The organism is Bacillus sp. FSL W8-1141, assembly GCF_038593205.1.
Taxonomy (GTDB): domain Bacteria; phylum Bacillota; class Bacilli; order Bacillales; family Bacillaceae; genus Bacillus; species Bacillus altitudinis.
Window position 1 is genome coordinate 311,162 of the sequence record NZ_CP151973.1, and the last position, 20,607, is coordinate 331,768.

The following is a 20,607-nucleotide window of genomic DNA, read 5'->3' on the forward strand; positions in this document are numbered from 1 at the left end:
AGCGGCGTGAGCTATAAAGAAATCAACGTAACCCAGACACGGGCGAAACAGGAAGCCTGGAAAAACCTGCTGAAAAAGCCGCTCCCTGAACGAGACGGCTACGTCAAGGACGAGCACACCTTATCCTTGCCGCGTCTCGCTGCCCGCGTCCTTGGAACTCCGCATGATGAAACCGATTATTTTATTTATTTACATGAATTATACGAAACTGACGGCATGCATATTTTAAGTGAAACCCTCAACCGGCATATTGAGCCGGAGCACTTTCAAGCGCTCCAGCGGATTCATATGATCAATCAGGAAGAAAAGGGATTGTCCGTGAATCGATTTGTGGCTTTCTTAGACGGTGAACAGCTCATTGTCCGTCATCCAAACCCAGTGATGAACCGGCATATTCGCCTTTCGTTAATCCAGGTGTTTGAACATTTCAAGCAGCTGCATGAAGGGGGATTCCAGCATCCTGATTTCCGCCGCGTGCTGCTAGATGTAGTGAAGTTTTCAAATAATCATCTAGGACCATGGCTGAAGGAAGTCAATATGGAAGAAAAAATGCCAGCTGTCATTTGGTATGGAGAGGCGAATAAAAGTCAGCTTTATTTTCTTTACTATGTCATGCTGATTGGCTGTGATGTGGTGCTGTTTCATCCAGAGGGCAAGGATCAATTTCGTGAATTAGATCCAGAAGAAAAGCTGACTTTTATTGATCAATACCCAGGGACGTCAAAGCTTGAACCGTTCCCTACTGAAAAGCCTGAGAGGAAATCAACGGTGGCGTATCGTTCGACAAGAGAGCTTGAAGAGGTACTTCACACAGAAGATTCCATGCTGTATAAGCCATGGCAATTTAGAGATCATACCCCTCATTCTATTACGCTAAAGACAACGTATGATGAGCTGTTTTTAATTGCAAAGGAACGGTCGTTTATCCGCCCGAATTTCAAAGCAGACCGTGACACCATACAGATTCCGAATCTTTTTGCGAAGATGATGGGGGTGACGAGAGACAAGCGAGAATATTGGGACCGTATCCATACGCTAATGGAGGGGAAAGAAACGAAAACGATCCGTCATTTCCCTTTCACACAAGAAGTGTCTTCGAATTATCAATTTCATTATCAGCATGCACTTTCTAAAGCAGGAGAGGTTGACCCTGGTTTGTTAATGAAAAGCAATGTGTGGCAGTTCTCGCATTTGTATGAGGGCACGCAGCGTGCGATCGCAGAGGCCATTTCTCGCATATGTCAGCATCCGAAGCTGTTAAAAGAAGGCCATGAGACCGAATTAGATGTGCGTATTTATTTATTCAAGCAACTTTTGCATATGAACCAAGATGTAATTGAACTCATTCAAACCTTTGATTATGCCCAGACTGTACCGAAAGTGATTTTATACCATACGGAATATAATGGTGAGCTGACTCGTTCTGATGCGGCTGCCCTGATTTTCCTAAATGAAATGGGTGTGGATCTCTTCGTCTATCATCCCGCCGGCTATCAGTGTATAGAGCGGTATATAGACGATCAATTATTTGATACACATTGGCTTGATGAAATGGTCATGAACCAAGAGTTTAAAGAGCCGTCCATTGTGAGAAAGTTATTTCAATCCATTAAAAACCGATAAGGAGATCAAAGCTTATGACAAATACAAACGGAAATGACATCATTTCAATTGATAAAGAGGAAATCACGATTGAAAAGGCAGACGATATTCGCGTTCAGCTGCGCAATGAACCAGAAGTCCAAAACATTGCGAGACAGATTGATGCCAAAAATCAGCTTGAACTGCTTGAATACGGAAAACAGCCGGCTGTTGAAATCTCTAAGTTTTCTGACCGTATCCTCTCTATGATGCGTTCAACAAGTGTCACAGACTCTGGAACGATGCTTACACAGCTTGGAAAGATCATGGATCGTTTTGATAAAAATGATTTTGACGAGCCTAAGGGCGGTTTGTTATCAAAAATCTTTAAACGCGGTGGCAGCATGATCGAGAAGATTTTCAGCAAATATCAAACGCTCGGTGCAGAAATTGAAAAAATCAATGTGGAAATCAGTAAATACAAAGATGAAATGACCAAATCGACGGTTACGCTTGAAGAAATGTATGAACATAACATTCAATACTATATGGAGCTTGAAAAGTATGTCGTCGCAGGGCAAATGAAGATCGAAGAATTAAAACAATTGGTTCCTTCTTATGAAGAAAAAGCGGCGGGGGGAAACCAGCTGGCACAAATGGAGCTGGATACGCTTCGTAATGGGATTCAAGCGCTTGAAGAACGTGTATATGATCTTGATATGGCACGGATGGTGGCACTTCAAACGGCACCGCAAATCCGTTTGCTGCAGCGTGGTAATACGAAATTAATCGGGAAAATTAACTCTGCCTTCATCATTACGATTCCAATTTTCAAAAATGGAATCATTCAAGCGGTAACAGCGAAGAGACAAAAGCTTGTGGCTGATTCCATGAGTGAGCTGGACAGAAGAACGAATGAAATGCTGAAACGAAATGCTGAAAATATCTCAAGTCAAAGTGTTGAGATTGCTAAATTATCAGGTCGTCCAAGCATCGACATTGAAACGATCGAATCATCCTTTAATACGATTGTACAAGGGATGAAAGAGACGAAGCAGATTGAAGAAGAAAACAAACGATTACGTGAGGACGGAACAAAACGTATGCTTGAACTTCAAGATAATATTAAGAGAGCTGCCCTAGAGTCCTAAAAAAACAGGCTGTCTGTAACGAAAGTTGCAGGCAGTTTTTTCATGAATTTGATTAAAATTTGAGAAAAAAGGTTTTTATGTGACCTTTTTCGGGTAAATCCTGTTCAGGGGCATGGTTCACCCATGAAAGAAAAAGCCCGCTACCACAAGGATTCGACTTATTTTTTAGCACAATAAGGGATTTTCAGTAAAATATTGTCTGGTGAGAGGAAATACCCCGTAAAATATGTAGTTTATGAAGCATTCTATAGGATTTACGAGTAATACGGCGTATAAACTGTAATCACCAGACCTCTATATGGAATTCATACATATTGTACGGAAATAAGCGAATTCTAAAGATTGTTCGCATCATAACGCTTATGTTACGGTTATAAAGATGCTAATTTGGAGGGAAAAAATGAATTCTGAAGAGAGAAAGATCAAAATCAAGATAAATAATGTATCTAAAATTTTCGGTAAAAATGCTAAAAAAGCATCTCAAATGCTTGAAAAAGGGAAGACAAAAAGAGAAATCCTAAAAGAGACCGGCGCAACAGTTGGTGTCAATCGAGCAAATTTTGATGTGTATGACGGCGAGATATTTGTCATCATGGGGCTATCAGGGAGCGGAAAGTCCACACTTGTGCGGCTGCTGAATAGGTTAATCGAACCAACCTCCGGCGAAATTTATATTGATGGGGATATGATAACAAATATGTCAAAGGATCAATTGCGTGAAGTCAGACGGAAAAAGATCAGCATGGTCTTCCAAAACTTCGCATTGTTCCCGCATCGTACCATTCTGGAGAATACAGAATACGGGCTTGAATTGCAAGGTGTAGAGAAGGATCAGCGCCGCTCTAAAGCGCTTGAATCTTTAAAGCTTGTTGGACTTGAAGGTTTTGAAGAGCAGTACCCAAATCAATTAAGTGGCGGTATGCAGCAGCGTGTTGGATTGGCACGTGCACTAGCTAATGATCCTGATATTTTGTTAATGGATGAAGCGTTCAGCGCACTAGATCCATTAATTCGTAAAGACATGCAGGATGAATTGCTTGAACTTCATACGTCTGTAGGAAAAACAATTATTTTCATCACGCATGATTTAGATGAAGCGCTTCGTATTGGCGACCGCATTGTCCTCATGAAAGACGGGAATATCGTTCAAATCGGAACACCAGAAGAAATTCTGATGAACCCATCGAACGAGTATGTTGAACGTTTCGTTGAAGATGTAGACCTTTCTAAAGTATTAACCGCTGGTCATATTATGAAACGTGCAGAAACAGTTCAGATTGATAAAGGGGCACGTGTTGCGCTCACACTCATGAAGAACCTTGGTATTTCGTCTATCTATGCAGTAGATAAGAAAAAGCATTTATTAGGTGTTATTTCTGCACAAGCAGCGAAAAAAGCGGCAGAAACGGGTGCGTCGCTAGAAACTGTTCTTGATAAAGAATTTACGACAGTATTGGAATCAACGTATTTAACAGAGATCTTTGATGCAGTATCTGATGCGGCAAATATTCCAATTGCCGTTGTAGATGAGAAAAACAGAATGAAGGGTATTGTGGTCAGAGGTGCATTGATTGGTGCATTATCAGGAAATGATGAATATATCAACATGTCTTCTAACAAGCTAGAGGAAATTAAAGCACAAGAGCCTTCTGCACAGGAGGTAGAATAAGATGTTTAGTATGAGTGATTTACCTAGAATTCCGTTCGCGGATTATATCGATCAATTTGTTGACTGGTTAACATTAACCTTTGGTGGTTTCTTTGATGGCATCACAAATGGATTAGCTGGAACAGTAAATGGAATTGTGGCTGCACTTGGCGTCATTCCATCTATTATTTTAACGCTTATCTTTGCCGGCATTGCTTGGTGGATCAGTACAAGAGGAGTTGCTCTTTTCACACTTATTGGATTCTTACTGATCGACTATTTAGGCTATTGGCAGCCAATGCTGCAAACACTTGCGCTCGTTCTGACAGCTGTGGTCATTTCTATCGTGATCGGGGTTCCGATCGGTATTTGGGCATCACAGAAGGAAACGGTGCGTAAAATTGTCACACCTATTTTAGACTTAATGCAGACAATGCCTGCATTCGTTTATCTTTTACCAGCAATCTTCTTCTTTAACATCGGAGTAGTACCTGGCGTTGTGGCATCGGTTATTTTCTCTATGCCGCCAACGATTCGTATGACCATTCTCGGTATTAAACAAGTACCATCTGATTTAATTGAAGCAACAGAAGCTTTTGGTTCTACGACATTCCAGCGTTTGTTCAAAGTTCAGCTTCCACTTGCTACAAAAACCATCTTAGCTGGGATTAACCAAAGTATCATGCTTGCTCTATCCATGGTCGTCATTGCGGCAATGGTAGGTGCACCAGGACTTGGTTCGGAAGTATATAGTGCAGTAACGCAGCTGAAAACAGGGATTGGTTTTGAAGCTGGTATTGCCATTGTTATCGTAGCGATTACACTGGATCGTATTACACAAAACATTAAAACGAAAAAAACCAGGGGGAATGCTTAATGTGGAAAAAGTCTCTCTACATTGGGATGACCGCCCTGCTTGTCTTTTTACTAGCCGCTTGTGGTGCAAAGTCGGACTCAAATGCAAGTGCAGCACAGCAAGTGAATAAAACCATTATCGGGATTGATCCGGGTTCAGGTATTATGGCGCTGACGGATCAAGCGAAAAAGGATTACGGTTTAGAGGATTGGACGGTTGTATCTGCCTCAAGTGCAGCGATGACAGCGACATTGAAAAAATCGTATGACCGTAAAAAACCGATTATCATCACTGGCTGGAATCCTCACTGGATGTTTTCCCGCTACGATTTAAAATATTTAGATGATCCGAAAAAATCATATGGTGAGGAAGAAGAAATTCACACCATTTCACGTAAAGGATTTGCGAAGGATCAGCCGGAAGCAGCCAAAATGCTCAGTCAATTTAAATGGTCTCAAGATGATATGGGCGAAGTGATGCTTGATATTCAAGATGGCGTCAAACCGACGGATGCTGCTGTTAAATATGTGAAAAAGCATAAAGATCAAGTAGCGAAATGGACAAAAGGCGTGAAAAAGTCAAACGGTGACAAAATCAATCTTGCCTACGTTGCGTGGGATAGTGAAATTGCAAGTACCAATGTGGCCGCAGAGGTATTGCGTGAGCTTGGTTTTAAAGTCACCTTGACTCAGGTTGAAGCAGGCCCAATGTGGACAGCAATTGCAACCGGAAGTGCTGATGCATCATTATCTGCATGGCTTCCAAATACGCATAAAACGTATGCAGCGAAGTTTAAAGGAAAATATGATGACCTCGGTACAAGTATGAAGGGTCTTCGCATGGGTCTCGTTGTTCCAACTTATATGAAAAACGTCAACTCGATCGAGGATTTGAAAAAATAGCCAATTGTATAACAGTTCCCTTATAATAGAAGGGAGCATATGGAAAAAGCAGTCTGCTCAAAAAGCGACTGCTTTTTCTTATATATAAGGATGGTGGATGAGTTGTCGATGGTGGAAAAACCAATGATGATTTTCCTGCACGGTGGAGGCGTAAGCAGCTGGATGTGGCAGGAGCATATGGAAATATTCAAGGAAACGTATGAATGCTATACCCCTGATTTTATCGGTCACGGGACAAGAGCAAATGAAACGTCGTTTTCCATGCGAGAAAGTGCTTTTGAAATCATTTCATGGATAAAGGAGCATGCACATGGTCGTACAGTCATTCTAATTGGCTTCTCTCTAGGTGCACAGGTAACCGTTGATGTGTTATCGAGAGAGCCAGACATCGCAGACATTGCCATTATCAATAGCGCCCTTGTGTTGCCATTACCATGGCTCTATTTGATGGTAAGGCCCATTTTACCTCTTACATATCCGTTATTAAAGAAAGATTGGTTCATCCAGCTGCAAGCAGAAAAGATGGGACTTCCAAACGATGTACTGGATCATTATGCAGCGGATTCCAAACAATTGCAGAAGAAGACGCTGCTTACGATGTTTCAAGAAAATCTTCATTACAAGCTCCCTGAGACGTTTCAACAAGCGAAGGCACGGATTCTTGTGACAGTGGGAGAAAAGGAAAAGAGCATTATGACTAGGTCAGCAGAGAAAATCACGAATGCACACCCGAATGCAGCCGGGTTCATCGTTCCTGACATTGGACATACGTTTACTTTTGAAAAGAAAGAACTTTTTGTCAACATGATCAAAAGCTTTATAGAAGAGCGTGCGTTACCAGCGGAATTAAAGGAAATAAGGAAGCTAGGCCATTTAGAAAGTGAAGATGAGCATAAAAGGGGCAGGCATGTATAAGACATTGTATGATATAGGTATAAAACGTTTACAGATGAATGGGTGTATGGATGGAAGCTCGTAATTGAGCCATGAAGGAGGAAGCATGAGTAAAAACTATATCATATTTGGTGCGAGTCAAGGATTAGGGGATGCCTTTGTAAAAGGTCTTCCTTCAAGTGGAGATACAGTATGGATTGTGTCACGAAGTGAACCAAGTAGTTTGAACATAGACGATGGGGTGCGTAGAATTTGGCTGAAGATCGATTTATCAAGCCAAACCCATATCCCTTTTATGCTCGAAGCATTGAAGGATCAGACAATTGATGTACTCATTTATAACGTAGGTTTATGGGAAAAACGCGGCTTTGAAGATGATTATTCTTTCGATCATGATCAACCGGAGGATATCGCTCATTTAATCAATGTGAACGTTACCTCAACGATTACCTACATCCAAGCTCTGCTTCCGCACGTAAGGACATCTGAGAATGGAAAGATCATCGTCATTGGTTCTACTGCGGGACTTGACCATACGAATTTGCCTCAGGTTTCTTTTGTTGCTTCTAAATTTGGGCTTCGTGGTATTGTGAACGCACTAAGAGAGCACGTGAGGAAAGATAAAATATCCGTTACCTGTATCAATCCAGGAGAGTTGGCGGCAGAAGTTCCGTACGAAGATGGCGCTGAAAAAGCCATTGCTCTGTATGATGAAACGAGAATACCTGTACAAGATATTGTCGAGCTGGCAAGGTGTGTCATTCATCTATCCAGGGTGTCCTGTGTCAAAGAAATCAATGTACCGGCAATGACAGATGTGAATGCGTAAAATAAAGGAGACCACCCGCTTAAAGAAAAGACGGGTGGTTTTTTTATTTTACGATGAATGCTGCTGAAGTGTTTCGTATACAGCTTCCGTCAAAATCTCAATGCCGGTCAAAATGGCGGAGCGATCGAATGTCATATAAGGGTGATGAAGCCCAGGTTTTAAATCACAGCCTAAACCGAGCATCGTCGATTTAATATGAGGAAGCTTTGCTGCATAAAAATGAAAGTCCTCTCCGCCTGTCGTCACGATCGGTGGATCGAGCTGTTCTTTACCTAGCACTTGCTCTATAGCATGTGACATGATCTCCACAGCTTCTTCATTTAATGTCGCAGCTGGAAGACGATGATCAGTTGAAAGTGTGATAGAGGCGCCAAAAGCATCCGCTACAGAATGGCATGCTCTTTCAATTTCCTTTTCTAATTCATCCATCACTTCGTTTGTCTGTGCCCGAACGTCGAGTGTAAAAGAGGCCTTGCCAGGTATGATGTTGGAGCTGCCGCCGCCTGCATTTAAATTGGTCATTTTCACAGAATGGGCGACTCGTGGATCGACATGGATATGTGCCAGTCTCTGCACAAGCGTAGACGCAACTTCGATGACGTTGACCCCAAGGTGCGGGCGTGCACCGTGTGCTTCCTCCCCTAGAATGGTCCCGACGTAATGATTACTTGATCCGTGCAAAATGGCAGGAGCGCAGCGTCCGTTTAAGGTTTCTTGAATTGGGCGCACATGCACCCCGTATAAATAATCGACGTCAGCTAACACACCTTTTTCGATCATCTTTAAAGCGCCGCCGCCTCTTTCTTCGGCAGGCTGAAAAATGAATCGGATCGTGCCACTTGGAAGTTCTTTTTCTTTCAATGCCATGAATGTCCCAAGTGCCATCGTCATATGTGCATCGTGTCCGCATGAATGGTTGGCTTGAAATACGCCATCTACTTCCTGCCACAGTGCGTCAATATCGGCTCTCACAGCAACCACTGGTGCGCCTTCCCCAATTTCACCGATTACCCCTGTACAGTCTTCAAATGTTCTCGTTTTACAGCCTAATTTCTTTAATAGAGCTTCAATATAAGCTGTTGTATTTGTCTCTTCCCAGCTGATTTCTGGATGGGCGTGCAGATGTTCAAAGATGTCTGTCACGGTTTGTTTCATCTCGTTTGTCAAAGTTGTCATGAGAAGCCTCCTTGCTGACAGATAATCTGCCAAAACATTCTTTTAGTGAAATAATATTGATCTTAAATATCATCAGTGTTTATAATATAACACATCATTTGATTATTCAGAAAATTAAGTGAAATTCCGATCGGGACAAAGGGGTTTTGACAGATGAAAACAGCGACAGTATCAGCACCTGAGAAACAAAAAAGAAAACTTCAGATGCCGGATGCGTATGTACTCTTATTTATGATTGCTTTAATTTGTACGATCGCAACGTATTTTGTACCAGCCGGTGAATTTGATCGGAAAACGTCAGGAGAGATCACAACAGCTGTTCCTGGCAGTTATCACCGTATTGATCAATCACCAGTTAGTCCGGTTGGTTTTTTTACAGCGATTCAAGAAGGGATGGTTGGTTCATCCTCTATTATTTTTCTGATTCTTTTTACTGGCGGAACCATTGCAATTTTGGAAAAGACAGGTGCCATTAACGGGATGATTCACAATGTCATCAGCCGGTTCCAAACGAAACAGCTATTGTTTATTTGTATTGTTGGCGGATTGTTTTCTGTACTTGGGACGACCGGAATTGTGGTGAACTCAGTCATTGGCTTTATTCCTATTGGGATCATTGTGGCACGTTCTTTAAAGTGGGATGCAGTGGCGGGAGCGGCGGTTATTTACATCGGCTGTTATGCAGGTTTTAACGCAACTATTTTGTCTCCATCTCCTTTAGGTTTATCACAAACGATTGCAGAACTGCCGATTTTTTCTGGTATTGGGCTGCGTGTCATCATTTATCTTTGTTTTCTCCTATCTAGTATTGTGTACATCTATTTATATACAAAACGCTTGAAAAATAAAGAAAAGGGGAGCCTGCTTGGTGACGAGTGGTTTCCAGCTAAAGGGCTAGGAGGAGCTGATGCGGAATCTGTGGACAAGCCTGAATTCACAGGCAGACATAAGCTGATTTTAGCGGTGTGCGGTTTGTCGCTTGGGGGTTTTTTATATGGTGCGCTTCAGCTTGGCTGGACCGATAAGGAAATGGCTGGTGTGTTCATTTTCATGGCAATTGCTGCTGGACTGCTTGGGGGATTAGCTGCCAATGATATTGCAAAAACGTTTATTGTCGGCTGTCAAAGCCTTGTATACGGCGCACTCATTGTCGGCATGGCACGCTGCATTTCAGTCATTTTGGAAAACGGCAAGCTGCTTGATACTGTGGTGAATGGGCTTGCGAGTATGCTGACAGGGTTTAGTCCAATCGCTGGTGCGATCGGCATGTATATCGCCAGTGCGCTCCTTCACTTTTTGATTTCATCAGGATCAGGAGAAGCGGTTGTCTTTATACCGATTCTTGCGCCGCTTGCTGATTTAATGGGTATCACGAGACAAGTAGCGGTAGAAGCAGTGATGCTCGGTGAAGGGGTGGTCAACTGCGTGAATCCGACTTCAGGTGTGTTGATGGCTGTCTTGGCTGCAAGTGGGATTCCTTACGTGAAATGGCTGCGTTTTATGGTGCCGCTTGCGCTCATTTGGTTCGTCATCGGCCTTGTCTTTATTTGTATCGGTGTCATGATCAATTGGGGACCTTATTAAATAAGAGAGAAGCTGCCAAAGAGTGTTTGGCGGCTTTTTTCTTATGAGAAAATGTATGGGGACAGCGGTTTAAAACCACAATAAGAGTGTTCACAAAATGGCTACATTATTTTTTTGAGCAATCCCCTTGCAAAAGTTTGTGAAGTATTGCACAATAAGAATGTGAAATACTTCACATATGAAAAACAACCTAGTTTTACTCAGGAGGATGAGATAAATGACAAACGAAAAAGTAAACAAAGTAGCACTTATTGGAGCAGGTTTTGTCGGCAGCAGTTATGCCTTTACATTAATAAATCAAGCAATCACAGATGAATTGGTAGTCATCGATTTGAATCAAGACAAAGCAATGGGTGACGTCATGGATTTAAACCACGGGAAAGCATTCGCCCCGCATCCTGTGAATACTTGGTATGGAGATTATGAGGATTGTCAGGATGCTGACATTGTATGTATCTGCGCTGGTGCAAACCAAAAGCCAGGTGAAACGAGACTTGATCTTGTTGAGAAAAATTTAAATATATTTAAAGGCATTGTAGACAATGTGATGAAAAGCGGATTCGATGGTATTTTCTTAGTTGCTACGAACCCAGTTGATATTTTGACATATGCGACTTGGAAATTCAGCGGACTGCCAAAAGAACGAGTGATTGGTAGTGGAACAACGCTTGATACGGCAAGATTCAGATACATGCTTAGTGAGTACTTTGAAGCAGCGGCGCACAATGTGCATGCGTACATCATTGGAGAGCATGGGGATACAGAGCTTGCTGTTTGGAGCCATGCGAATATCGGAAGTGTACCGATCACAGAATTAATGAAGAGAAATGACCAATACAAACAAGAAGATTTAGACGACATCATGGAAAATGTCCGTCATGCTGCTTACCAAATCATTGAGAAAAAAGGCGCGACTTATTACGGCGTAGCGATGAGTTTAGCCCGTATTACTAGAGCCATTTTACACAATGAAAACAGCATTTTGACTGTCAGCACTTATTTAGATGGAGAATACGGAGCAGAAGATGTCTACATTGGTGTACCTGCCCTTGTGAACCGAAATGGTGCAACAGAAATTATGGAGCTCGCACTGAACGATACAGAAAAAGAAAAATTCGCACACAGTGTGAATGTGTTAAAAGAAATTTTAGCTCCTCATTTTTAATCAATCAAAGGCAACCTATCTGAGCAGAAAAGGATGAATCACTATGTGGCAGCAAATATATGATCCGTTTGGTAATGAGTTCGTCAGTGCATTGGTGGCCATGCTTCCAATCTTGTTTTTCCTACTAGCATTAACTGTATTTAAGTTAAAAGGGGTATTAGCCGCTTGTTTTACCTTGATCGTCAGTTTTGTAACAGCTGTTTTCTTCTTTCATATGCCAATTGAAAAAGCATTATCTGCTGTGGTGCTCGGTGTATCTAATGGGCTGTGGCCGATTGGATATATCGTCATCATGGCCGTATGGCTCTATAAAATTGCTGTGAAGTCTGGAAAGTTTGATGTCATTCGTTCTAGTATTGCAGGAATTTCTCAAGATCAACGGTTACAGCTCTTATTAATTGGTTTTAGTTTTAACGCATTTTTAGAGGGAGCCGCTGGATTCGGTGTACCGATTGCGATTAGTGCCGCTCTTTTAACAGAGCTTGGGTTTAAACCACTGAAAGCCGCCATGCTCTGCTTGATTGCAAATGCTGCGTCTGGCGCTTTTGGTGCAGTAGGTATTCCAGTTATTACTGGAGCACAAATGGGAAATATGACGCCGCTTGAGCTGTCTCAAACCCTTGTGTACACCATTCCGTTTATTTCTTTCTGTATCCCGTTTCTGCTTATTCTCATTGTAGACGGCTTTAAAGGGATCAAAGAAACACTTCCAGCCTTGCTTGTTGTAAGTGGAAGCTATGCGATTCTACAGGCTGTTACAATGGTCACGATGGGCCCTGAGCTTGCCAATATTATTTCAGCTTTAGCGAGTATGGGAATTTTGGCTTTATTTCTACGAAAATGGCAGCCGAAACATATTTATCGTGAAGAAGGGGCACCAGCCATTGAGAAGAAACAAACGTATAGCGGGGTTGAGGTGCTGAAAGCATGGTCTCCGTTTTATATTTTAACTGCCGTCATTACTGTATGGAGCCTACCAGCTTTTAAAGCATTATTTGCTGAAGGAGGACCGCTCAACTGGACAACCATTTTAGTGAAAATGCCGTTTCTACATCAGCAAATTGTGAAATTACCACCTATTGCTCAAACAGAAACACCGATTGATGCGATCTTTAAAATTGATGTTATTAGTGCAACAGGTACCGCCATTCTAATTGCAGTGATGCTGACAGGATTGTTCAGCAGACATATTACATTAAAAGAAGGGGCTGCCTGCTTAAATGCAGCGGTCAAAGAGCTTTGGGTCCCTGTTCTTACGATTTGTTTTGTCATGGGCTTTGCCAACTTGGCGAACTTTGCAGGTCTAAGTTCTGCTATCGGACTAGCGCTTGCTAAAACAGGCGATTTATTCCCGCTTGTCAGCCCAGTGCTTGGCTGGATCGGCGTGTTTATTACGGGATCTGTTGTGAGTAACAATGCCTTATTCGGTAACCTTCAAGCGGTCACCGCTTCTCAAATCGGCTCTCAGGCAGGTTTGTTAATCGGGGCAAATACGACCGGTGGTGTGATGGCGAAATTAATTTCTCCACAATCCATTGCCATTGCAACAGCAGCTGTTGGAGAAACAGGTAAAGAATCTGAGCTCTTCCAAAAAACAGTGAAGTACAGCTTCATTTTGCTCGGCATCGTATGTGTATGGACATTTATTCTTGCTCAATTTGTATAGGTTGATCGATTGATTGAAAAATGGAAGACTGAGAGATTTCTCAGTCTTTTTTTATGTGGATTCTCGTGTGACAAGCCGAGTAGGTAGCTGAATATGTTCACGTTGTAATGGTTTTTGATCTTGTAGCAGCTGAATCATTTGTTTTACAGACTGCTGGCCAAGCTCGACGATGGGGATGTCGATGGTCGTGATCGTTGGTGCTGTCACCTCGCAAATGTCTTGATTGTCATAACCGATCACCGCTAAATCCTTAGGAATGTGATATCCATATGAAATGGCTTGTTTAATGAGGCCTGCTGCCACTTGATCATTGCCGGTGAAAATCGCATCCGGCGCATCCGGCATCCGGTGGATTAAGTCCATCAAACGAAAGCCGTCTTCAATGGTAAAAGCCTCGCCGAATAGCCAATCTTCTTTAAGCGACAAACCGTGATCAGAAAGCGCATCAAGATAGCCTTGCTTTCTTTGTTTTTGCGCTTCGCTGCTTTCTGTATCAAAGCAAAATCCAATGGATGTACGCCCTGATTGAATCAAGTAGTCAACCGCTTTATAAGCAGCTTCCCGCTCATCATATCCAATAATCGGAATGTCTGCTGTTTGATGAAATTCATTTGCCATGACGATCGGGCCGTTTGCTAAAAATGGCTCGATTGTTTCCCACTTATTTTCTAACGCCCCCAATATGACACCATCTACTTCTTTTCTTTTTAATAATTGAAGCCCTTCAAGTTCTGCTGATTCTTGATAAAACGTCTGGAGCACGATGGCTTTATACCCTTGATCCAGTGCTTCCTTTGAAATGCCTTTAATCAATTGTGCAAAAAAAGGATGGTCCACAGCTGGAACAGACACAGCAATGGTTTTGGTCTGATGTGACCGAAGGGTGCGGGCTGCTGAGCTTGGTGTATACTCCATTTCCTTCATCACCTGTAAAATGTGCTGGCGCTTTTCTTCGGATACATATGGATGGTTGTTCAGCACCCGAGAAACAGTGGTCGTTGAAACCCCGCAGCGTTTGGCAATTTCATAAATTGTACACATATTAACAAATCCTTTACACAAAGTTATTGTTCTGAAATCGATAACATCATTTACAATGTGAAACAAGTTAAATATTAACAAATGGAATTGATTAATTGGAGGGAATGGAATGCAAATATTGACGAAGATATCAGGTAAAAGCAAGGATTATCTACCGTTGCTGGATATGATCAATCAAGGTGTTCAAGTAAAGGCTGATTCAGTTGAAAAGAATCTAGCGAATGATAAGCTTGCTGCGTTCCTTGAGCAAGATATTGCGCGTACAGGTTTGGAAAAAATTCTCTTCCATTATAAACAAAATAAGGAAAAAAAGATACCGTTCCTGCCGGTCGATAAACTGATTTCAGAGGATGAGATTGATGATATTATGCAGGTGCTGAAAGAAGTATTAAGTTCAGGCCGTTTTACATCAGGCCCTTATATTCCAAAGTTTGAAAAGATGCTTGCAGCGTACTTAGGGAAAAAATATGTCATTGCCACATCAAGTGGAACAGATGCCTTGATGATCAGTTTAATATCAGCAGGCGTCCATCCTGGAGATGAGGTCATCCTACCTGCCAACAGCTTTGCTGCAACAGAAAATGCAGTGCTTGCGATTGGTGCGGTTCCAGTCTATGCCGATATTGATCCAGACACCTACTGCCTAGCGCCGAATGAAATAGAAAAGCATATCACAGATAAGACAGTATGTATTCTCCCGGTTCATTTGTATGGAAAGCAGGCGGATATGAAGGCCATTTCGACAATTGCGAAACGGCATGGTCTATCGATCATTGAGGATGGCTGTCAGGCGATTGGCAGTAGCGAGCTTGGGGCATTTGGGGATGGACTTGTTCTCAGCTTTAATCCTTACAAAAACCTTGGAGTTTGCGGAAAGGCTGGAGCCATCGCGACAAATGATGAAGCCCTAGCCGAAAAGTGCATGGAAATCAGCTATCACGGTTTTGAACCAGGAAAGAAAAACGTGAAGCGCAGTGACTATGGCTTTAATTCTAAGATTGATAACTTACAGGCCGCAATCGGGCTAGAACGAATGAAATATTTAGGTTTACAAAACTTTAAACGCTTTTACTTGGCAAAGAGATACATAGATCAGCTGCAAAAGCTGGAGGACGAGGGCTATATAAAGCTTCCGAAGCTGACAGAGGATCATGTATGGCATCTATTCCCGATCAGAGTGGTGAAGGGAAGCCGAGATGAGCTGGCAGAGAAATTACTGGAATTGGGCATAGAAACAGACGTCTATTACCCAATTTTATCGCATCAGCATCAAACGAATCTTGTTTCTCAAAAGTATAAACAAACGGCACTTCCACATACGGAAAAAGCCGTACAGCAATTACTCCATTTGCCGCTTTATCCAGGTATGCCGCTGCAAGATCAGGAGAAAGTCATCGAGGGGGTCCATCATGTTATCAAATCTTCCATTCAATAAAAAGCTTTTGCATCAACCGCAACATCCGCAGTGGATCGTCTTCTGTGATTTCGATGAGACCTACTATTCTCACGGAATGACCGAGGAACAGAGAGAGGATGTAAAACGGCTGGAAGCTTTTGTGGCAGAAAAGAGCGAAGCCGGACAGCTCATGCTGGGCTGGGTGACGGGAAGCAGCCTCGATTCTGTTACGAGCAAAATGGAGAAAGGCGGTTTCTATCAATTCCCGCATTTTATTGCGTCGAATTTAGGAACTGAAATCGTGTATACATCAGATGGGAAATTTGGACAGCCGGATGCAGAATGGATGAAACGGCTTGATGCACAGGGCTTTTCAGACGAAAAAATTGAAGATATTCTGCAAGCCGTGCGTGAAAAGGGGATCACCCTTAGGCCGCAAACGCAGCTAGGCAGCTCTGGGTATAAAAAGAATTTCTATTATCAGGAGCAGGATGAACGAACAGATCTCCATCATCTATCGTTCATCCAAACACTTGCGAAGGAGCGGGGAGTGGCGGTGAACATCAACAAATGCAACCCACTTGCGGGTGACCCTGCGGATTGTTATGACGTTGATTTTTTACCAGTGGGAACAGGGAAGGATGAAATCGTTCGGTTTATGCTGAATCAATATAACCTGTCAAAAGATAAGGGCTTTGCTTTTGGTGATAGTGGGAATGATCTGCGGATGCTTCAATCCGTCACGCACGGCTTTCTTGTCCAAAATGCAACAGATGAAGCCAAACGGCACCATCATCAAATTTGTCATCATGGGTATGCAAAAGGAATCTATGAAACATTGAAAACAGTGATGTATAAACATGAGGAGGCACATTCATGAAGAAAATTGGAATTGTTGGAGCAGGGAATATTGCAAAAGCACATGCTAGAGCATTATCAACGATCAAAGGTGCAGAATTATCTGGGGTCTATGACTTGCACGAATCCGTGGCACAAGGGTTTATTAAACAGTACGGCGGACGGGTGTATGCCAGTATCGAAACACTAGCGGATGCATCAGATGGATTGATCATTGCTTCCCCTAACTTCTGTCACAAGGACCATGCCCTTCAGGCGCTTAGAGCAGGACAGCCGATTTTATGTGAAAAACCGATGGCTGTATCGTTAAAAGAAGCGAAGGAAATGGTGGAGACAGCCAAACAGTTCCAGGTTCAAGCCAGTATGGGCTTTAACTATCGCTATTTATCCTTTGTGAATATTTTGAAGAACTTGATCGCCAATGGTGAATTAGGACGCGTTTTGACAGTACGGACACATTTTAAGAAAAATAGTGCCCTTAGAAGAAAGACATTTTCGTGGAGAGACAGCGGCGAAAGTCTGCGTACAAGCGGTGCATTAGGAGATTTAGGGATTCATTTGATTGATATGCTGTGGTACTTATTTGGCAGTGAAATGAAAAAAGAATCCCTTAATACGAAGATGCTGACACATGTAAAGGAAAAAGAAGAGAAAAAGGTACAGGTTGATGACCATACCGAAATTTTTGGGCAAATGGAGAATCAAGTGTTCTTTCATTTGGTGACGTCCAAAAGTACGCAGCCGGAGGAATGTGGATTTAGTGTAGAAGTAGTGGGGCATGACAAGGTTTTTAAATACCATACAAACATGAAAAACGAATATGAGATCAGTGATGGTTTGTGTGTAGAGCGTCATCAAATGCCGCAAACATTGCTGACAGATCCACCAAATGAATTTTATGGATGGTCTGATACATTCCGTGATCAGCTGATGCATTGGGTAAATACAAACTCGTATCCATCTCATATGAAGGTAGCTGATTTTGAAGATGGTTATCGCGCGCAGGCTGCGCTGAATACGTGCTTCGAGAGGGAAGAGGCTGTCGTCTCTGCCCGCGCATATTAATGAAGAGGTGGAGCGGAGGATATCATGACTCCGCTCCTTTTTAGAGGAAGTGAAAAGATGAAAAAGGTGTTTTATTTTGGCTGTATCTTTTATTTTTTTATTGGGACCATTCATGTGTTTTTTGGCAGTTTAACGCCTTATTTGCTGTCTAGTTATGAGAAGGGTCCTGGGGAATTATCTTCTTTAATCTTCTTTCAGTTTATTGGCTTTTTGACAGGCGTTCTTTTGTCGCCCATTCTTGTGAGGAAAAAAGGCTATGGCGCTGTTCTGACGATGGGATTGCTGCTGATGATTGGAGCGCTTCTTCTTGGCCTTTTGGTGCCAGGCTGGACGATTCTTGTGGTGGCAGGTTTTTTCCTTGGGAGCGGTGCAGGCAGTCTTGAGACGACGGCCGGGGCGTATGTCATTTCAATGGCAAACAGTGCAAAGCGAATCAGCATCATGGAGGTCTTTTTTGGATTAGGTGCGCTATTATTTCCTCTATTGATTCTGCTGACTGTGACAGAGGAAACGTGGCATTATGTGTTTTTATTTCAAGTCGGTGCACTGACTTTTTTCCTTATGCTCTGGCTTACCTTTATGAATAAACTCCCTCGTGGGCAGATGGCGGCTCCTATTCAAGACATGAAGAAACCGTCCTTGCTGTTTGATCGAGGGAATCGAATGATTGTGGTGCTGATGATCTGTTTTGCGTTTTTCTACGCAGGAATTGAAACGAACTTTGCGAACTTTTTACCGTCGATCATGCTAGAAAAAGGGGGAGACAACTGGGGTCTTTTTGCGGTCTCTACTTTTTGGACAGCGATCGTCATTGGCAGAACTGTCATTGCGAGAAAAGCCGATCAGCTGCATCCGTTGCGTTTTTTAAAGTTAAGCGCAGCGCTGATGATTGTGCTGCTCGCCGTATTTGCTCTAGCCACCCACATCGCCGCGCAGCTGATTCTTATCTTTTTCATCGGTCTGTGCGCAGCTGGCATGTTCCCCATTGCCTTGACGGCTTCTGCATTAATGATTGAAAATGCCATCGACGAGGCCACGAGTTATTTTATTGCCGCCGCTAGTTTAGGTGGAGCTTGTTTGTCCTTTTTGATTGGGTTTAGCCTTGAGTGGGCAGGTGCGGCAAGCGCCGTCTTTGTTTTCGCCTTTTTAGCTGTTCTCCTTTTTGCGGCTGCCATTCAAATGAATCGATCTCGGAAAAAAGAAACCATACCCACACAGCCGCCGGCGATGAAAGCCGATCGATAAGCAGCTGATCTGGTGGCTTCTCCTTTTGTATAGCTTATCTTCAGAAAAGGTGACGAAGGACTTGTACTAAAACAACGAAAGCGTGAATAACATGTACAAGTCAGCATCAAAAGGAGGACGTCTATGTGGCGGTGTTTTTTGGTTATATCTTTTTAGGGTTGTCACTTTCAGCGCCTGTTGGGCCAGTCAATGCAGCCCAAATCGACAGAGGGATTAAAAGTGGATTTTGGCACGCTTGGATTTTTGGTGTGGGGGCTATGGCTGCGGATATTGTCTATATGCTCCTCATCTATTTTGGTGTCGCCCAGCTTTTGACTGCACCTCTTGTGAAAACCTTTTTGTGGCTGTTCGGCTTTTTCGTTCTGACCTATACCGGTATTGAAAGCCTTCGTAAAATCAATTTGCAGGAAAGCCCAAAGAAGGATGGAGGAAACACGTCGATCGGGCATTCGTTCATGACGGGATTTTTTATTTCTCTTTCCAATCCGCTTAGTATTTTATTTTGGCTTGGAATTTATGGAAGTATTTTGGCCAATACGATTGAAAAGTATGGAGCATCTCAAATGCTGATGTACAGCATCGCTATTTTCATCGGCATGCTCATATGGGATTTCTGTATGGCGCTGCTTGCCAGTACGTTTAGACGGTATTTAAATGAACGAATTTTGCACGGCTTATCCGTTCTGGCAGGTCTCTCTTTACTTGGCTTCGGTGCCTATTTTGGATATCAAGGGATCATGGCGCTCATTGGATAGAATGGTTGATAAGAAAAAGGGCTAAAATCTAAAGCATTTTAGCCCTTTTTCATATTTGACAGAAATAGGACACTCTTCAATAATGATGGAAGATACATAAAATTGAAGGAGTTTTTGCCATGCGTATGTTCCTGCCAGCATTCAACTATGTGTGTATGCTGATTTTGTCTGTGATCACAGCGACATTTGTTTATACCATGTTGTTTGCCCCACCTGATACGAGATTCAGTTATGTGGAGGTCACCAGTCTTTTCATTTTGATCGCTTATGTCCTATTTGCTGCACCTATCCAAATGGTTTTACACCGTCATCCTGAGAAGTTTCGACGCCGTGATTTATTGGTTTATTTTATCGGGGCGTGGGTGGTTTGTACGGCGCTCGCATTATGGATTGATTATGGTGTTGTCGTCTTTATTAGCTACAAAGTTTATCTATTTAGCTTTTGCGCGGCCTTTATTTATTGGCTGCTTGATTCCGTCTTTTTAAAGAAGAAACAATCATAAAGGCTTTTCCCGTTTTTTCTCTTGAACATGAACGTGTATGACCTTCGAGAGTCCGCTTGATACAAAAGCAAGAGCCGTCATCAGAAGGACCCAATATAGATTGCTAAGGTCAAATCCAGTATAAGCGAAGATGAAAATCATCGAAATCACGGACGTTAATATGAGGACAGGCCATATCCGTTTAAATAGCAGATAACCAACAAATCCCCAAAGGAAAGCCATCACTGGTAGTGTAAATAAGATCAGATACATCGGATGGAGAAAAAGAAGACGCATGTCATTCACCCATTTC

At 42.6% G+C, this 20,607-nt stretch carries 19 protein-coding genes; 16 read left to right on the forward strand and 3 right to left on the reverse strand.

Going from position 1 to position 20,607, the window contains the following annotated elements:
- The first annotated feature begins 6 nt into the window (after positions 1–6).
- The 7 genes from NSQ52_RS01700 (at position 7) to NSQ52_RS01730 (ending at position 7,861) form a co-directional block, all read left to right on the forward strand.
- Positions 7–1,623: a YceG family protein gene (locus NSQ52_RS01700; protein WP_342473847.1), complete on the forward strand. Its 1,617-nt coding sequence runs from the start codon at positions 7–9 to the stop codon at positions 1,621–1,623.
- Positions 1,624–1,637: 14 nt separating this feature from the next.
- Complete coding sequence (locus tag NSQ52_RS01705) at positions 1,638–2,732, forward strand: toxic anion resistance protein (RefSeq protein WP_024719000.1); 1,095 nt, start codon at positions 1,638–1,640, stop codon at positions 2,730–2,732.
- Positions 2,733–3,132: 400 nt separating this feature from the next.
- Positions 3,133–4,401, forward strand: a complete 1,269-nt coding sequence (gene opuAA / locus NSQ52_RS01710) for a glycine/proline betaine ABC transporter ATP-binding protein OpuAA (RefSeq protein WP_096880961.1) — start codon at positions 3,133–3,135, stop codon at positions 4,399–4,401.
- Between the two features lie 10 nt (positions 4,402–4,411).
- Complete coding sequence (opuAB, locus tag NSQ52_RS01715) at positions 4,412–5,257, forward strand: glycine/proline betaine ABC transporter permease subunit OpuAB (RefSeq protein ID WP_024718999.1); 846 nt, start codon at positions 4,412–4,414, stop codon at positions 5,255–5,257.
- Positions 5,257–6,138 (forward strand): glycine betaine ABC transporter substrate-binding protein, encoded by an 882-nt coding sequence (locus tag NSQ52_RS01720; RefSeq protein ID WP_024718998.1) that lies wholly within the window; start codon positions 5,257–5,259, stop codon positions 6,136–6,138. The genes opuAB and NSQ52_RS01720 overlap by 1 nt, the downstream gene beginning before the upstream one ends.
- A gap of 39 nt (positions 6,139–6,177) precedes the next feature.
- Positions 6,178–7,053 (forward strand): alpha/beta hydrolase, encoded by an 876-nt coding sequence (locus NSQ52_RS01725; RefSeq protein ID WP_342473848.1) that lies wholly within the window; start codon positions 6,178–6,180, stop codon positions 7,051–7,053.
- Between the two features lie 85 nt (positions 7,054–7,138).
- Entirely contained in the window at positions 7,139–7,861 is a 723-nt protein-coding gene (locus NSQ52_RS01730; RefSeq protein ID WP_007498314.1) for an SDR family oxidoreductase, read from the forward strand.
- A gap of 48 nt (positions 7,862–7,909) precedes the next feature.
- Here NSQ52_RS01730 and NSQ52_RS01735 read toward each other — a convergent pair whose 3' ends face one another.
- A complete protein-coding gene (locus NSQ52_RS01735; RefSeq protein ID WP_135010187.1) occupies positions 7,910–9,037 on the reverse strand; it encodes a M20 peptidase aminoacylase family protein in 1,128 nt (375 codons plus the stop codon).
- A 153-nt stretch (positions 9,038–9,190) separates the two neighbouring features.
- Here NSQ52_RS01735 and NSQ52_RS01740 point away from each other — a divergent pair, with 153 nt between their 5' ends.
- From NSQ52_RS01740 to NSQ52_RS01750, 3 genes are all read left to right on the forward strand, one after another.
- Complete coding sequence (locus NSQ52_RS01740; RefSeq protein WP_007498311.1) at positions 9,191–10,621, forward strand: YfcC family protein; 1,431 nt, start codon at positions 9,191–9,193, stop codon at positions 10,619–10,621.
- A gap of 217 nt (positions 10,622–10,838) precedes the next feature.
- Positions 10,839–11,786, forward strand: coding sequence for an L-lactate dehydrogenase (locus NSQ52_RS01745; RefSeq protein ID WP_025206699.1), 948 nt, complete (start codon positions 10,839–10,841; stop codon positions 11,784–11,786).
- A gap of 43 nt (positions 11,787–11,829) precedes the next feature.
- Positions 11,830–13,452 (forward strand): L-lactate permease, encoded by a 1,623-nt coding sequence (locus NSQ52_RS01750; protein WP_159160203.1) that lies wholly within the window; start codon positions 11,830–11,832, stop codon positions 13,450–13,452.
- A gap of 51 nt (positions 13,453–13,503) precedes the next feature.
- Here the strand turns inward: NSQ52_RS01750 and NSQ52_RS01755 are convergent, their stop codons facing one another.
- Complete coding sequence (locus NSQ52_RS01755) at positions 13,504–14,493, reverse strand: LacI family DNA-binding transcriptional regulator (protein ID WP_041508206.1); 990 nt, start codon at positions 14,491–14,493, stop codon at positions 13,504–13,506.
- Between the two features lie 109 nt (positions 14,494–14,602).
- Between NSQ52_RS01755 and NSQ52_RS01760 the strand changes: the two genes are divergently transcribed.
- The 6 genes from NSQ52_RS01760 to NSQ52_RS01785 all read left to right on the forward strand — a co-directional run bounded on the left by NSQ52_RS01760 (position 14,603) and on the right by NSQ52_RS01785 (position 20,315).
- On the forward strand, positions 14,603–15,928 hold the full coding sequence (locus NSQ52_RS01760) for a DegT/DnrJ/EryC1/StrS family aminotransferase (RefSeq protein WP_342473849.1): 1,326 nt from the start codon (positions 14,603–14,605) through the stop codon (positions 15,926–15,928).
- Positions 15,903–16,769 (forward strand): HAD-IIB family hydrolase, encoded by an 867-nt coding sequence (locus NSQ52_RS01765; protein ID WP_047945855.1) that lies wholly within the window; start codon positions 15,903–15,905, stop codon positions 16,767–16,769. Before NSQ52_RS01760 ends, NSQ52_RS01765 begins: the two co-directional genes overlap by 26 nt.
- On the forward strand, positions 16,766–17,812 hold the full coding sequence (locus NSQ52_RS01770) for a Gfo/Idh/MocA family oxidoreductase (RefSeq protein ID WP_007498302.1): 1,047 nt from the start codon (positions 16,766–16,768) through the stop codon (positions 17,810–17,812). The genes NSQ52_RS01765 and NSQ52_RS01770 overlap by 4 nt, the downstream gene beginning before the upstream one ends.
- A 57-nt stretch (positions 17,813–17,869) precedes the next feature.
- Complete coding sequence (locus NSQ52_RS01775) at positions 17,870–19,057, forward strand: MFS transporter (protein ID WP_041508209.1); 1,188 nt, start codon at positions 17,870–17,872, stop codon at positions 19,055–19,057.
- 125 nt (positions 19,058–19,182) lie between these two features.
- Positions 19,183–19,812, forward strand: coding sequence for a LysE family translocator (locus NSQ52_RS01780; RefSeq protein ID WP_202734010.1), 630 nt, complete (start codon positions 19,183–19,185; stop codon positions 19,810–19,812).
- 119 nt (positions 19,813–19,931) lie between these two features.
- Positions 19,932–20,315 (forward strand): UPF0715 family protein, encoded by a 384-nt coding sequence (locus NSQ52_RS01785; RefSeq protein WP_041508211.1) that lies wholly within the window; start codon positions 19,932–19,934, stop codon positions 20,313–20,315.
- Here the strand turns inward: NSQ52_RS01785 and NSQ52_RS01790 are convergent.
- The gene (locus NSQ52_RS01790; RefSeq protein ID WP_024718984.1) at positions 20,310–20,591 is read right to left on the reverse strand and encodes a DUF2651 family protein; all 282 of its coding nucleotides are present in this window, start codon (positions 20,589–20,591) and stop codon (positions 20,310–20,312) included. The two genes, NSQ52_RS01785 and NSQ52_RS01790, sit on opposite strands and share 6 nt — an antisense overlap.
- Between the last annotated feature and the right edge of the window lie 16 nt (positions 20,592–20,607).

What these genes read in the sequence shown, in the direction of transcription:
- NSQ52_RS01740 (WP_007498311.1), top strand. Translation starts at nt 9,191, where the DNA reads ATGAAAACAGCGACAGTATCAGCACCTGAGAAACAAAAAAGAAAACTT.
- NSQ52_RS01755 (WP_041508206.1), bottom strand. Translation starts at nt 14,493, where the DNA reads ATGTGTACAATTTATGAAATTGCCAAACGCTGCGGGGTTTCAACGACC.
- NSQ52_RS01770 (WP_007498302.1), top strand. Translation starts at nt 16,766, where the DNA reads ATGAAGAAAATTGGAATTGTTGGAGCAGGGAATATTGCAAAAGCACAT.
- NSQ52_RS01705 (WP_024719000.1), top strand. Translation starts at nt 1,638, where the DNA reads ATGACAAATACAAACGGAAATGACATCATTTCAATTGATAAAGAGGAA.
- NSQ52_RS01790 (WP_024718984.1), bottom strand. Translation starts at nt 20,591, where the DNA reads ATGCGTCTTCTTTTTCTCCATCCGATGTATCTGATCTTATTTACACTA.
- NSQ52_RS01765 (WP_047945855.1), top strand. Translation starts at nt 15,903, where the DNA reads ATGTTATCAAATCTTCCATTCAATAAAAAGCTTTTGCATCAACCGCAA.
- NSQ52_RS01785 (WP_041508211.1), top strand. Translation starts at nt 19,932, where the DNA reads ATGCGTATGTTCCTGCCAGCATTCAACTATGTGTGTATGCTGATTTTG.
- NSQ52_RS01735 (WP_135010187.1), bottom strand. Translation starts at nt 9,037, where the DNA reads ATGACAACTTTGACAAACGAGATGAAACAAACCGTGACAGACATCTTT.
- NSQ52_RS01750 (WP_159160203.1), top strand. Translation starts at nt 11,830, where the DNA reads ATGTGGCAGCAAATATATGATCCGTTTGGTAATGAGTTCGTCAGTGCA.
- opuAA (WP_096880961.1), top strand. Translation starts at nt 3,133, where the DNA reads ATGAATTCTGAAGAGAGAAAGATCAAAATCAAGATAAATAATGTATCT.
- NSQ52_RS01745 (WP_025206699.1), top strand. Translation starts at nt 10,839, where the DNA reads ATGACAAACGAAAAAGTAAACAAAGTAGCACTTATTGGAGCAGGTTTT.
- opuAB (WP_024718999.1), top strand. Translation starts at nt 4,412, where the DNA reads ATGAGTGATTTACCTAGAATTCCGTTCGCGGATTATATCGATCAATTT.
- NSQ52_RS01720 (WP_024718998.1), top strand. Translation starts at nt 5,257, where the DNA reads ATGTGGAAAAAGTCTCTCTACATTGGGATGACCGCCCTGCTTGTCTTT.
- NSQ52_RS01775 (WP_041508209.1), top strand. Translation starts at nt 17,870, where the DNA reads ATGAAAAAGGTGTTTTATTTTGGCTGTATCTTTTATTTTTTTATTGGG.
- NSQ52_RS01725 (WP_342473848.1), top strand. Translation starts at nt 6,178, where the DNA reads ATGGAAAAAGCAGTCTGCTCAAAAAGCGACTGCTTTTTCTTATATATA.
- NSQ52_RS01760 (WP_342473849.1), top strand. Translation starts at nt 14,603, where the DNA reads ATGCAAATATTGACGAAGATATCAGGTAAAAGCAAGGATTATCTACCG.
- NSQ52_RS01730 (WP_007498314.1), top strand. Translation starts at nt 7,139, where the DNA reads ATGAGTAAAAACTATATCATATTTGGTGCGAGTCAAGGATTAGGGGAT.